This is a genomic window from Microbacterium sp. Z12_35 (genome assembly GCF_058310475.1).
The window spans coordinates 637,823-650,906 of record NZ_JBZEGJ010000002.1; the positions used below are offsets into that span (position 1 = coordinate 637,823).

Consider the following 13,084-nt stretch of genomic DNA (forward strand, 5'->3'; position numbering starts at 1 on the left):
GGAGCCGGCGATGTCCGCTGTTCCCTTCGTCCGCGCCCCGCGGACCAAGCTCCCGCCCGAAGAGCCGCTGATTCCCCAGGGCCGGAGACGCACGGCCGCCTACTGGCTGTACCTTGTGCCGGGTCTCGTGCTGGCCACCGTGATCGTGGTCATCCCGCTGATCTGGAACATCTATCTGAGCTTCACGGACTGGCGGGGCATCCGGCCGCCGGAGTTCATCGGTCTGGAGAACTGGATCGAGCTGGTGGGCGACGCGAAGTTCTGGACGTCGTTCGGCAACAGCATCTGGATGATCATCGCGATGGTCGTCTTTCCGACGATCATCGGGCTCGTCCTCGCCGCCCTCCTGTTCGACGTCATCGGGCGCAAGTTCGGTGGGCGCCTGGCGAGCTTCCTCCGCGCCACCTACTACCTTCCGCAGATCCTTCCTGCCGCCATCGCCGGCATCGTCATCGGCTGGATCCTGCGCCCGCAGGACGGCGCACTCAACACGCTTCTGGAGAACGTCGGGCTGGGCTTCCTGGCGCACAACTGGCTGGGCTCACCCGACACCGCCCTCGCCGCGATCATGGTCGTCCTCGTCTGGATCCAGATCGGCTACCCGGTCGTGGTGTTCATGGCCGCCCTGCAGCGCGTCGATCCCGAGCTGTACGAGGCGGCGGAGCTCGACGGTGCCAACTGGTTCCAGCGCTTCCGCTCCATCACGGTGAGCATCATCCGCCCCGAGATCTACGTCGTCACCCTCACGTGCACGATCGCCGCACTGAAGGTGTTCGGGCCGGTCTACGTCCTCACCCGCGGAGGACCGGGCACCTCGACGATCGTGCCCGCCTACTACGCCTACAGCGAGTTCTTCCAGTCGCAGCAGGTGGGCTACGGCGCCACCATCGCCACGGCGCTGACGATCGTCATCACGATCGTGTCGATTCTGTTCATCCGCGCGCAGAACGGCGCGGAGCGCAAGGAAAGGGCGGGGCTCTGATGGCCACGACGATAGCCGTGACCGCGGCTCCCACTTCGGCGAAGCCGCGCCCCGCGGGCGGCAAGGGGCGAGGAGGGATGACCAAGAAGCGCGGAGTGGACTGGCTGCTGCTCGCCTTCGCGGTCGTCGCCGCGATCGTCATCATCGCGCCGTTCTACCTGATCCTCATCAACTCCTTCAAGTCGCCCACCGATTACTCCAACGGCGGTCCGCTCGCACTGCCCACGGCCCTGAACTTCGACGGGATCGTCGCGTTCTGGGAGAGGGTGAACTTCCCGCAGAAGGTGTGGAACTCGTTCTTCATCGCCGGGATGGTGTCGGTCCTGGCGGTGCTGATCTCCGTGCTGAACGCCTTCGCGATCGGCATCGGACGGGTCCGCGGTCGCTCGTGGATCGTGCTGCTGTTCCTCCTGGCGAACCTGCTGCCGCAGGAGGCGCTCCTCTACCCGCTGTACTACATGTTCCGAGAGGTCGGCCTCTACAACAACGTGTGGTCGGTCATCATCGTCTTCACCGTCATCCAGGCCGCCTTCGGCACGTACCTGTTGTCGTCGGTGTACGGCACGTTCCCCAAGGAGGTGCTCGAGGCCGCTTCGATCGACGGCGCCAGCCGGTGGCAGATCCTGTGGCGGGTGATCTTCCCGATCAGCCGCCCCACCCTGTCGGTGCTGCTCATCTTCTTCTTCATCTGGACCTGGAACGAGTTCCTCATCCCCCTCACGTTCCTCGTCTCGAACGAGAACCAGACCGTGCCCGTCGCGATCGCCGTCCTTCAGGGCGATCGACTGATGGATGTCACGACCACCAGCGCATCGGCCCTCCTCGGCCTCATCCCCACCCTCCTTTTCTTCCTCATCTTCCAGCGCACCCTCACGCGCGGCATCACCGCAGGAGCAGTCAAGTAATGAAGTTCACCGATGGTTTCTGGCAGCTCCGACCGGGCGTCACGGCGCTGTACGGCCAGGAGGCCTACGACATCCGGGAGACTCGGACGGCCGACGGCCCCGGCATCCGCGTGATCGCCCCGACCAAGGTCATCGAGCGCCGCGGCGACACCCTCAACCGTCCCGTGCTCACGGTGACCCTCTCCTCGCCGTCCGAGGGGGTCGTGCGCGTGCGGGTCGAGCACCACGTCGGGGGTGGCCGCGGACTGTCGTTCGGGCTGCCGGGCGCCACGGAGAACACGGCAGCCGTTGAGGTGGATGCTGCGGGCGCGAGCCTGCGCACCGGGAACCTGCAGGCGCAGATCACGCCCGGCGCACCGTGGTCGCTGTCGTTCTCGTCGGCCGGCCGCACCCTCACGTCCAGCGGCCACAAGGCCCAGGGCTATCTGACGCTCACCGACGACGCCCAGGTCGACCCCGGCATCGTGGGGAACGCGCGCGCCGGCAGCCCGGTCGGGCGGCCCCGCGCGTTCATCCACGAGCAGCTCGACCTCGGTGTGGGGGAATTCATCTACGGTCTCGGCGAACGGTTCGGACCCTTCGTCAAGAACGGCCAGACCGTCGACATCTGGAACGCCGACGGCGGCACCTCCAGCGAGCAGTCCTACAAGAACGTGCCGTTCTACCTCTCCAACCGCGGGTACGGGGTGCTCGTGAACGACCCCGGTCATGTCTCGTTCGAGGTGGGATCCGAAGCGGTCGAGCGCGTGCAGTTCTCCGTGCCCGGTGAGGCACTGGAGTACTTCGTGATCGACGGGCCGACCCCCAAGGACGTCCTCTCGCGCTACACCGCCCTCACCGGCCGCCCGCCGGTGGTACCCGCGTGGTCCTACGGACTGTGGCTCTCCACGAGCTTCACCACCGACTACGACGAGGCCACCGTCACCTCGTTCCTGGACGAGATGTCGCGGCGCGAGCTGCCCGTCTCGGTGTTCCACTTCGACTGCTTCTGGATGCGGGAATTCCAGTGGACCGACTTCGAGTGGGACGAGCGTGTCTTCCCCGACCCCGACGGGATGCTGCAGCGCCTGCACGACCGCGACCTGCGGGTGTGCGTGTGGATCAACCCGTACATCGCCCAGGCGGCGCCGCTTTTCGCCGAGGCCGCCGAGCAGGGTTTCCTCGTGAAGCGTCCCGACGGGTCGGTGTGGCAGTGGGACCTGTGGCAGGCCGGCATGGGGCTCGTGGACTTCACCAACCCCGATGCGACCCGCTGGTACCAGGACAAGCTCCGTGCCCTCGTCGCCCAGGGCGTCGACTGCTTCAAGACCGACTTCGGCGAGCGCATCCCCACCGACGTCGTCTACGCCGACGGCAGCGCCCCCGACCGCATGCACAACCTCTACACGCACCTCTACAACAAGGCCGTCTTCGACGTGCTCGAGGAGATCCGCGGCGAGGGCGAGGCGGTGCTGTTCGCCCGCTCGGCCACGGCCGGCGGCCAGACCATGCCGGTGCACTGGGGCGGCGACTCGACGTCGACCTTCGCCTCCATGGCCGAGACCCTCCGGGGTGGCCTGTCCCTGGCGATGAGCGGGTTCGCGCACTGGAGCCACGACATCGGCGGGTTCGAAGGCACCCCCGACGCCGCCGTGTTCAAGCGCTGGACGGCGTTCGGGCTCCTCGGCACGCACAGCCGCTTCCACGGGTCGGACTCGTACCGCGTGCCGTGGCAGTTCGACGAGGAGGCCGTGGACGTCACCCGCACCTTCACGCAGCTGAAGATGAGGCTCATGCCGTACCTGTACCAGGCGGGCGTGGATGCCGCGGCAACCGGTGTGCCGGTGCTGCGGCCGATGGCGCTGGAGTTCCCCGACGATCCCGCGGCGGCCCACCTCGATCGGCAGTACATGCTGGGTTCGGACATCCTGGTAGCGCCGGTGTTCTCCGCCGAGGGCGAGGTCGACTTCTACCTTCCCGCGGGGGAGTGGACGCATCTCCTCACCGGTGAGAGCGTGGACGGGGGCCGCTGGCGCCGCGAACGCCACGGGTTCGACAGTCTTCCGCTGTATGTTCGACCCGGCACCGTCCTCCCGTGGGGGGCGCGCGCCGACCGCCCCGACTACGACTACCTCGACGGCCTCACCCTCCGGGTCTTCCCGGGCGGGGAGGGTACCGCCGACGTGCACGTCACCACTCCCGATGGACGCACCGCCGTCCTGTCGGCCGACCGTTCGGAGATCACCCGATGACCGCCTCTGCCGGCAACGCCGATTACCGCGACAGCGGCCTCCTCTTCCCCGAAGGATTCACCTTCGGTTCGGCGACCGCCTCCTACCAGGTCGAAGGCGCCGCGGCGGAGGATGGCCGCGGACCCTCGATCTGGGACACGTTCAGCAAGACCCCGGGCAAGGTGTGGAACGGCGACACCGGCGACGTGGCGTGCGACCATTACCACCGGTGGGAGTCCGACCTCGACCTGATGAGCGACCTCGGACTCGGGGCCTACCGTTTCTCGATCGCCTGGCCGCGCATCATGCCCACCGGCACGGGGGCCGTGAACCAGGCCGGGCTCGACTTCTATTCCGGTCTCGTCGACGGTCTGCTCGAGCGCGGCATCCGGCCCGTCGCCACGCTCTACCACTGGGATCTTCCGCAGCCCCTCGAGGATGCCGGCGGATGGGCGGCGCGGACGACCGCCGACGCCTTCGAGCGCTACGCGGAGGTCGTCGGCGCGGCGCTGGGCGATCGCATCCACACGTGGACGACCCTCAACGAGCCGTGGTGCTCGGCCTACCTCGGGTACGGGCAGGGCGGGCACGCGCCCGGGCGCCATGAGCCGGCCGCGGCGCTGGCCGCCGTGCACCACCTCAACCTCGCGCACGGGCGCGCCGTGCAGGCACTCCGGGCCACCTCGACCGGCGACCCGGACTACTCGGTCACGCTGAACTTCCACGTCGCCCGCGGGCGCGGCGATCGCGGCGCCGAGGCGGTCCGCCGCGTCGAAGCCCTCGCGAACCGCGCCTTCACCGGCCCGATGCTGCGCGGCGAATACCCCGCCGACCTGCTCGAGGACACCGCATCCGTCACCGACTGGTCGTTCGTTCAGGACGGCGATCTGAAGGCCATTTCTCAGCCGATCGACGTGCTGGGCGTCAACTACTACTCGACCGTCACGGTGCAGATGTGGGACGGAGCGTCGCCGAAGCAGCAGAACGACGGCCACAAGGCCGCCGACGGCGGCACGGCCTGGCCCGGCAGCGACGGTGTCGTGGAATTCCTCGAGCAGCCGGGGCCGTACACGGCCATGGGATGGAACATCGCCCCCGAGGGACTCGAGGAGCTGCTCGTGTCGTTGCGGGACCAGTTCCCCGGGCAGCCGCTCATGGTGACCGAGAACGGCGCCGCCTTCGACGATGTCGTGGCGGGGGACGGCTCGGTGCCCGACCCCGATCGTGTCGACTACCTGCGCCGTCACTTCACCGCCGCGCATCGGGCGATGGAGCAGGGCGTGGACCTGCGCGGGTACTTCGTCTGGTCGCTGATGGACAACTTCGAGTGGGGCTACGGCTACTCCAAGCGGTTCGGAATCGTGCGCGTCGACTTCGACACTCTCGAGCGCACCGTGAAGGACAGCGGCCGCTGGTACAGCGAGCTCGCGCGCACCGGAGTGCTTCCGGACTGAGTCGAGCCCGAAGGACCCCGCGCCCCGACGCCGTGCGCCGGAGACAGGCGTACCCTATCGGGGTGACCGAACTGCGCTTCGCCGACGAGAAAGACGCCTCGCGCTACACGCTGCACTGCGGCGACGACCTCGTGAGCGTGCTGGACTACCGCGACGACGGCCGGACCGTCGCGATGACGCGGGCCTACACGATCCCGACCTTCCGCGGACACGGGTACGCGGGCGAGGTCGTGGACCGCGCCGTCGCGCAGCTCGAGGCGGCGGGCGACCGTGAGGTGATCCCGGTGTGCTGGTACGTCGCCGACTGGTTCGCGGCCCACCCCGAGCGCGCCGGCATCCTGCGCGCCCGCCACTCCGCCTGAGGTTCTCGCGGCTCTACACTGAGCGCGTGCACATGAAGGACGCCTTCGACGCGGTGGCCGTCGTCTTCGAGGCGATCGGAGCAGTCGCCATGGCAGCGGGGTTCGTCGTCGCCGTGGTGCTCAGCATCCGCGCCCTCACGCGGGGCGAAGGGGGCGCGCGTGCGTTCTCCGTGGTGCGCACCACTCTGGGCGGCGGCATCCTCCTGGGGCTCGAGGTGCTCGTCGCCGCCGTCCTGCCCTGGCGCCGAGCGCTCACCACGACCGGGGCGCATGTGGTCGCCGGTGCCGTCGCGCGAGACCGGGCCGCGACCGGTTCTGCCGGCAGGTAGTCGCCCCGGTTCCGAGCGTCAAGCCCTTCCCCGCCGCGCGGGGGACACGCGAGGGTAGGAGAGCGACGGAAGGAACACGCCATGGATGATCGCGACCTGCCCGAGGGTGTCATCAACGCCGACCCCGCCGGCGGCTGGGAGAGCGGAGCGACCGCGGACGGCGAGACCGCCGAGCGGAACCGCGAGGCGCAGGACTCGTCGGGTCTGACCGACTCCGATCTGTCACCGACCGAGCCCGGCGACGATGCGACCGACGTCGCACCCGTCGAGAGCGACGCGCCTACTCAGGTCGCCGACCCCGACATGTCCACGGATGAGGAGAGCTGACGATGTCCGGAACCGCGAACGAATTCGACAAGCCGGGTGGGAACTACCCCGACCGCAATGACGAGTCGCCCATCGAACCCGCGCAGGACGAGGATCGCGGCGGCGACGCCACCATCCAGCACGGTGAGGCGCCATCGACCGTGCAGGGCGGCGCCGTCGCTCCGGACGCCCACGCCCCGACGGCGGGGTCGCCCGGCACGCAGGACGAACCGGCCATGGACATGCACGACGCCTCGGACGAAGACCGCGTCAACGGAATCGTGGCTCAGACGCGTGCCGACGTGGGTGATGCCCCGGAGGAGCGTATCGCCGACGTCCTGCGTCAGCGCTTCACCGAGACCGGAACCGACGTCGGGGACGACCGCATCCGCGCGCTCGCTGCGGAGATCGCGCAGCGCTGACCCCTCGCGGGGCGGCCGCGCCGCGCCCCTCTCGCCCCTGCCCATATCCTCTCGGCGAGCACACACGTTACGGTGCCCCATGACGTGTGTGCTCGCCGAGTCGATCTGTGCGGGCTGGGAGGGCACGAAGTGCCACGTCGCCTCCGGGACCGGGATGGATGTCGGGGATGCGACGCACTCCCGCACGAGAGGGATGCCGCGTCGTCTCACGCGAAGGGCCGCACCGGAACTCCGGTGCGGCCCTCGCTTTGTGTGGGTCAGGCGGTGCGGCGTCGCAGGAGCCGCAGGGCCGCGCCACCGCCGAGGAGGAGCAACGCGATCCCGGCGAGAGCGACGGGTGCCTCGGCTCCCGTGGCGGGAAGCACTGCCGCGCCCGGGAAGTAGCTGAAGCCCCCCGCCAGCGAGCCGGTACCGCAGGTTCCTCCGCCGACCACGCTGACGGGCACCGCACCGGTGGCCGCCCGCGCCGGGGCCGTCGCACGGATCTCCGTGTCGCTGACGACCGTGAAGCGCGGCGACGCGGTGCCACCGAAGAGCACGGCCGTGGCACCCGTGAAGCATGAGCCGGTGATCGTCACCGTGGTGCCGCCACCTGTCGGGCCGTTCCCCGGCGTGACGGCGTCCACAGCGGTCACCGGCGTGTACGTGAACACGCCGGCGTCACTGATTCCGGCCGGGCCGGTGACGACGACATCCGCGGTACCGGGCGTGCCCGCGGGAGCGGTGATCCGCAGCTCGGTGTCGCTGACGACGACGAGCCCGGTTCCGGCAGCCCCGTCGAAGGTCACGCCGGTGACGCCCGTGAAGTTCGAGCCGGTGATGGTCACCACCGTTCCTCCGGTCTCGGGGCCGACCGCGGGATCGATCGTCCCGATCACCGGGTCGTCGGTGTACTCGTAGGCATCGGGAAGCGTGTCGGTGCCGCACGCGTCGGCACCTTCCACGGTCACGTCCACGATGCCGGTGCCCGCCGGAACGGTCGCCGTGATCCGGGTGTCGCTGTCGACGGTGAAGGATGTCGCCGGCACGCCGCCGAACGACACGTCCGTGGCGCCGGTGAAGCAGACGCCCGTGATGACGACCGTGTTCCCGCCGGCGAACGGCCCGCCCGGAGGCGTCACCGCGTCCACCTCGGTGCCCTCGATGTAGGCGAACGACAGCGGCGGCGCGTCGCCGTTGGGGTGCGTCACCACGACGGCGGCGTTCCCCGGCACGTGCGCGGGGCTCGTCACCGTGATCTGCGTGTCGCTGTCGACCGTGAACGTGGTGCCGGCCGCCCCGTCGAAGGTGACACCGGTCGCACCGGTGAAGCCCTCACCGGTGATCACGACCACCGTGCCGCCGTCCTCGGGCCCCTGGTCGGGTGTGAGCGAGGCGATGCTCGGCACGTTGAGGTACAGGAAGTCGCCGGCATCGACGTCGCCGCCGGGGTGCACGACCGTGACCGTCACGGGGCCGGGCGCGTGCGGCGGTGCCACCACCCGGATCTCCGTGTCGCTGACCACCTCGACCGTGCCTGCGGAGATGCCGTCGAAGGTGACATCCGTCGTGCCGGCGAAGCCGGAGCCGATGATCGTCACCGGCGTGCCGCCGGTCTCCGGCCCCTGTGCGGGGTCGAGATCGGTCACGACCGGAGGCAGGAAGTACTCGAATGCGTCGGGCGCTTCCGCCGTGCCGCAATCGCCCGCGCCGACGACGGTCACGTCGACCGCGCCTTCGCCCGCTCCGGCGGGGACGACCGCCGTGATCGTCGTGTCGTTCACGACCGTGAAGCTCGTGGCCGCGATGCCGTCGAACTCCACGGCGGTGGCATCCGTGAAGCACGACCCGGTGATCGTCACCGTCGTGCCGCCCGCCACCGGACCGGCGTCGGGGGAGACGGACGAGATGTCCGCGACGGCGAAGTACTCGAAGTCGAACCCTGCCGAGTCGCCGGCGGCGTTCGTCACGATCACGTCGACTCCGCCGGGCGCGTGCGGCGGCGAGACCGCCCTGATCAGCGTGTCACTGATGACCTCGAACTCCGTCGCGGGGATGCCGTCGAAGGTCACGGCCGTCGTACCGGTGAAGTCGACGCCGGTGATCTCCACCGTCGTGCCACCGGTCTCGGGGCCCCGGTCGGGGTCGATTCCCATGATGGTCGGGGCGCCGGGGTTGACGTAGGTGAACCCGTCTTGCACCGTCTCGTTCCCGCACTCGGTCGGGTTGACGATGGTGACGTCGACGAGACCGGCGGTGCCCGGCGGGGCGGTGACGGTCAGCTGGGTGTCGCTGACGACGTCGAGATCGGTCCCGGCGACACCGTCGAAGAGCACCTCGGTCGCACCGGTGAGGCAGACGCCGGTGATCGTGACTTCGGTTCCGCCCTCCGTCGTGCCGGAATCGGGAGCAATGGCGGTCACGGCCGTGACGGCGTAGTACTCGAAGACGAGTGACGTGTTCGTACCGTCCGGGCCTGTGACGGCGACCGTCACGACTCCGGGGGCTGCTCCCGCCGGGGTGACCACCGTCAGGCTGGTGTCCGAGTTGACGAGGAGTTCCGTCCCGGGCACGCCGCCGAACGTCACGTCGGTGACGTCGGTGAGGCCGGTCCCCGTGATCGTCACGGGGGTTCCGCCGGTCACCGGGCCGCGGGGCGGATCGATCGCGAGCCCGGCAGGCGGAGCCAGTGCCACGGCGCGCACGGTCGCCGAAGCCAGGCGAAGGGTGATCACGCTCGGTCCCAGATCCGGCGCGATCCGCAGCTGCACCGCGCGCTGCGTGAACGAACCGGCATCCGTTCCGGCGGCGTTGCGGAACGTGCCGGGGTTCTCCTGCACGTTGACGGTGATCTCCACGACCTCATTGACCGCGCCGAGGAGCGGCGCGAGGGCCGTGACGGCCCCGCTCGTGGTGCTGTCGAGATAGGCCTCGAATGCCGCGGGGTTCAGGGCGGGCTCGAGGACGGCGCCCACAGCGGGGACCAGTGTTGCCGTCACGTAGTCCGCGAGCGGGTCGAGGAGGAGGTCGAGGTCGACCACAGCCGGCAGGCCGGGCGCGTCCACGCTCGCCTCAGGCTCCGCGGCCCCGGGGAGGTCGAGGAAGCCCCCCACCGTGCCGTCGACGTCGATCACGAGTTCGCCGAGGGGCACCCCGGCGACGGTGAGGCTGGTCGCGACCTCGATGTCGAGAGACGCGGCGTTCAGAGCGTTCTGGAGCGCGGTGGGAAGCACTCCCGTGAGGAGACCGTCGATCGTCGCGTCGATCGCGGAGATCACCGCGGCATCGCTCAGCAGCACGGTGTTCGGATCGAGACCGTTCAGGCCCTGGAGCTCCTCCAGGTCCAGGATGATGGTGCCGGTGGACAGCACGATCGTCACGCCGTCGGCAGTCAGGGGCGTGGCCGCGGCGGCAGTGAGGGCGGCACCCAGGTCCACATCCACGTCGACCGTCGGGGTCCCGAGCACGACCGCTCCCGCGAGCAGGTCGTCCAGGGTGCCGGTCACGACTCCGAGGAGGCCCGATGCGTCCACATCGAGCGCGCCCACGGCGGCGTCGAGGTCTGCGACCTCGGTCGTCAATCCCGCGTACAGGGCGGCCAGAGCGGGCGACTGCAGGATGAGGTCACCGCTCGCGATCTGGTAGTCGCTGTCGATCGTGGCACCGGTGGTGGTGCGGGTGGCGCTCGCCTCGGCGGCGAGGGCGCCCAGCTCGAGCGAGGCGCTGCTGAGGAGATCCGTGGCATCCAGGGCCGAGAGCACCGGCGTCAGGTCCACGGTGGTGTTCTCACCCGGAGCGCCCGTACCGGCCGCGATTGCGCCGTCGGCGGCGAGAAGGCCGGAGGATGCGAAGGCGCCGGTCGCGTCCGTCCGGGCGTACTGATCGACAGCCCCGAGCTCTACGACGTCACTGCCGCCGAAGAGCTGGACGCCGAGCCCGAGGTCCAGAAGTCCGAGCGCGGTGACGTCCAGCGCCTGGCGCGACGACCCGCCCGGCGGAAAGGCGTTGTACGGCGCCTGCAGCGTCGCCAGGGCGTCGATGTTCACGGCGCCGCCCGAGCCGGAGAGGAATAACCCCTCCGCCTCTGCGCGATCCCCCGGTGCCGCCAACGCCGGCGTCGCTCCCGCGATGACGAGCGCGGCGGCCAGTGCCGCCGATGTCGTCGCGATGGCGCGCCGTCGCCTCCTCGACCCGCCGCGCCGTCCGCTTCCGTCTGCCCGATTCGTTTCCGACACGAACTGCCCCGTTCACCCTCGGTCGGACGGCTTGCCCCCTGCCAGTCGTCGCCTTCGGTCCTCGGAACTTAGCGGCCTGGACGTCGGGGAATTTGACCGTTGACACCGGTGGACACGGCACGCCAATATTTTCTGCCCGTGCTGCGTGTCAGGCGGTGGCGAACACCAGGATGCGGGCCGCCGCGGGCGCTGCATCCCGGATCATCATCTCGTGTCCGCAGTCGGGGATCTCCTCCAGCCGACCGTCGGGGAGAGAATCCGCGACGAAGCGGCACCAATCCCGCGGGCATACCGGATCGTGCGCGCCGCGCAGCACGAGCGTCGGCACTTTCACCCGCGGAAGGGTGTTCTCCGGCCGATGCGCCAGCATCGCCCGGAACTTGCGCCTCAGGTGCGGCCCGGCGCGGACGTATTCGCGGGCGCCGGCGAAGATGACCTTCGGGTGCTCGTTCGCGACGTCGCGCAGGAGCCGCCACCCCTGGACGATCAGGTTGCGGGCGTGGCGGTCGACGGTCGGGGCGGCCAGGACGAGGCACGACACGATGCCGGGGTGGCGGGCGGCCACCTCCAGTGCCACCTGCGAGCCCATCGAGTGTCCGACGATCACGATGCGGCCAGGGACGCGCGCGACGAGAAAGGCGGCGACGAGGTCCGCCATCCGCTCGATCGCGGGCGTGCGGGCGGGTTCAGGGGCCTCGCCGTAGCCGGGCAGGTCGATCGCGATCACGCGGCCGTGCCGCCGGAGGTGCCGTGCCGCGTCCGCGAAGACAGTACGGCCCATGCCGATGCCGTGCACCAGCACGAACGTCGTCGGCCCGGTGCCCTGGGCTTCGGCTACGAGGGTCGACCCGGAAGCAGTGAACGAACTGACCGACGCATCATCGCTCAGTTCGGGCTCCACGCCTCGACGCTAGCGGCTCTGGATGCGGAGACGCGACGCGCGTACCGTGGCGGCATGTGCCGGAACATCCACACCCTCCACAACTTCGCACCGGCCGCGACGGACGACGAGATCCACGCGGCCGCGCTGCAGTACGTGCGCAAGATCGCCGGAACGACCAAGCCCTCCCGTGCGAACCAGGAGGCGTTCGACCGGGCGGTGGCCGACATCGCGCATGCCACCGAACACCTCCTCCACGACCTCGTGGCCGTCGCCCCGCCGAAGGACCGCGATGAGGAAGCCGCGAAGGCACGCGCCCGCGCCGAGCGCTCGGGCCGGTACGCGCCGCGCGTCGCCGCTGCATCCTGACGGTGTCCGGCGCCCCGTGCGTCACGCGACCGAGCGCGGGCCCTCCGCCACGACCGTGGCCAGGTCATCGCCGAACGTGTAGGTCGCGCTGACCGAGCCGCCGCGGAGGACGTCGGGGAGCCACCGCGCCGCGTCGTCCCACATGTCCGCGAACGGGATGCCGCCGACGGGAAACCACGCCGGGACGATCTCCTCCGTTTCGGCCGGCTCGCCCTCCCACCGTCGGCAGGTGAAGACGTGGGAGCGCTGCGACCACGCCGGTCGCGTCGGGAAGAGGTAGTCGAGCACTCCGGCGGGGACGAGGTCGTCCGCATCCACCCGCAGCCCCGTCTCCTCCGTGATCTCCCGGACCGCGCCCTCGCGGACGCTCTCGCCGCGCTCCACCTTGCCGCCGATGCCGACGACGCGGCCGAGCCCGAGTCCGCGGCGCTTGTAGCCGAGGAGCACGTCGAGGCCGCCGTCCGCACGGTCGCGGAGGAGATAGACGACGCACACGTCGGGCAGATCCACGCGTCGAGGCTATCCGGCCCGTGTTTCCGTCGTGTGGCGCTCTCGCGTCCCATCCACTCGCCACAATCGGCGGCGGTCTCGCGCCAAACCGTGCGTTTGCTGGCGAGTCGACGGGGGTGCGGGGTGCCTCCGGGGCGATGT

At 70.1% G+C, this 13,084-nt stretch carries 12 protein-coding genes; 9 read left to right on the forward strand and 3 right to left on the reverse strand.

Annotated features, from left to right (window positions below; genetic code table 11):
• Positions 1-10: 10 nt before the first annotated feature.
• The 8 genes from AC4FS1_RS15915 (at position 11) to AC4FS1_RS15950 (ending at position 6,970) form a co-directional block, all read left to right on the forward strand.
• The gene (locus AC4FS1_RS15915) at positions 11-982 is read left to right on the forward strand and encodes a carbohydrate ABC transporter permease (protein ID WP_491156680.1); all 972 of its coding nucleotides are present in this window, start codon (positions 11-13) and stop codon (positions 980-982) included.
• Complete coding sequence (locus AC4FS1_RS15920; protein WP_491156681.1) at positions 982-1,887, forward strand: carbohydrate ABC transporter permease; 906 nt, start codon at positions 982-984, stop codon at positions 1,885-1,887. The genes AC4FS1_RS15915 and AC4FS1_RS15920 overlap by 1 nt, the downstream gene beginning before the upstream one ends.
• Complete coding sequence (gene yicI / locus AC4FS1_RS15925) at positions 1,887-4,118, forward strand: alpha-xylosidase (RefSeq protein ID WP_491156682.1); 2,232 nt, start codon at positions 1,887-1,889, stop codon at positions 4,116-4,118. The genes AC4FS1_RS15920 and yicI overlap by 1 nt, the downstream gene beginning before the upstream one ends.
• Positions 4,115-5,551, forward strand: a complete 1,437-nt coding sequence (locus AC4FS1_RS15930) for a GH1 family beta-glucosidase (protein WP_491156683.1) — start codon at positions 4,115-4,117, stop codon at positions 5,549-5,551. Before yicI ends, AC4FS1_RS15930 begins: the two co-directional genes overlap by 4 nt.
• Before the next feature lie 62 nt (positions 5,552-5,613).
• Positions 5,614-5,913 carry a GNAT family N-acetyltransferase gene (locus AC4FS1_RS15935; RefSeq protein WP_491156684.1) on the forward strand — a complete coding sequence of 100 codons (300 nt, stop codon included), beginning with the start codon at positions 5,614-5,616 and terminating at the stop codon, positions 5,911-5,913.
• A 32-nt stretch (positions 5,914-5,945) separates the two neighbouring features.
• Positions 5,946-6,242: a DUF1622 domain-containing protein gene (locus AC4FS1_RS15940; protein WP_491156784.1), complete on the forward strand. Its 297-nt coding sequence runs from the start codon at positions 5,946-5,948 to the stop codon at positions 6,240-6,242.
• Positions 6,243-6,323: 81 nt separating this feature from the next.
• Positions 6,324-6,569 carry a hypothetical protein gene (locus AC4FS1_RS15945; protein WP_491156685.1) on the forward strand — a complete coding sequence of 82 codons (246 nt, stop codon included), beginning with the start codon at positions 6,324-6,326 and terminating at the stop codon, positions 6,567-6,569.
• A 2-nt stretch (positions 6,570-6,571) separates the two neighbouring features.
• Positions 6,572-6,970 carry a hypothetical protein gene (locus tag AC4FS1_RS15950; protein ID WP_491156686.1) on the forward strand — a complete coding sequence of 133 codons (399 nt, stop codon included), beginning with the start codon at positions 6,572-6,574 and terminating at the stop codon, positions 6,968-6,970.
• 257 nt (positions 6,971-7,227) lie between these two features.
• On the opposite strand, the gene AC4FS1_RS15955 is transcribed toward AC4FS1_RS15950, so the two are convergent.
• A complete protein-coding gene (locus tag AC4FS1_RS15955) occupies positions 7,228-11,184 on the reverse strand; it encodes an IPT/TIG domain-containing protein (RefSeq protein ID WP_491156687.1) in 3,957 nt (1,318 codons plus the stop codon).
• A gap of 148 nt (positions 11,185-11,332) precedes the next feature.
• Positions 11,333-12,085, reverse strand: a complete 753-nt coding sequence (locus AC4FS1_RS15960; protein WP_491156688.1) for an alpha/beta fold hydrolase — start codon at positions 12,083-12,085, stop codon at positions 11,333-11,335.
• Between the two features lie 54 nt (positions 12,086-12,139).
• On the opposite strand from AC4FS1_RS15960, the gene AC4FS1_RS15965 reads away from it, so the two are divergent.
• Positions 12,140-12,433 (forward strand): DUF2277 domain-containing protein, encoded by a 294-nt coding sequence (locus AC4FS1_RS15965; protein ID WP_491156689.1) that lies wholly within the window; start codon positions 12,140-12,142, stop codon positions 12,431-12,433.
• 21 nt (positions 12,434-12,454) lie between these two features.
• Here the strand turns inward: AC4FS1_RS15965 and AC4FS1_RS15970 are convergent, their stop codons facing one another.
• The gene (locus AC4FS1_RS15970) at positions 12,455-12,943 is read right to left on the reverse strand and encodes an 8-oxo-dGTP diphosphatase (RefSeq protein ID WP_491156690.1); all 489 of its coding nucleotides are present in this window, start codon (positions 12,941-12,943) and stop codon (positions 12,455-12,457) included.
• Positions 12,944-13,084: the final 141 nt, after the last annotated feature.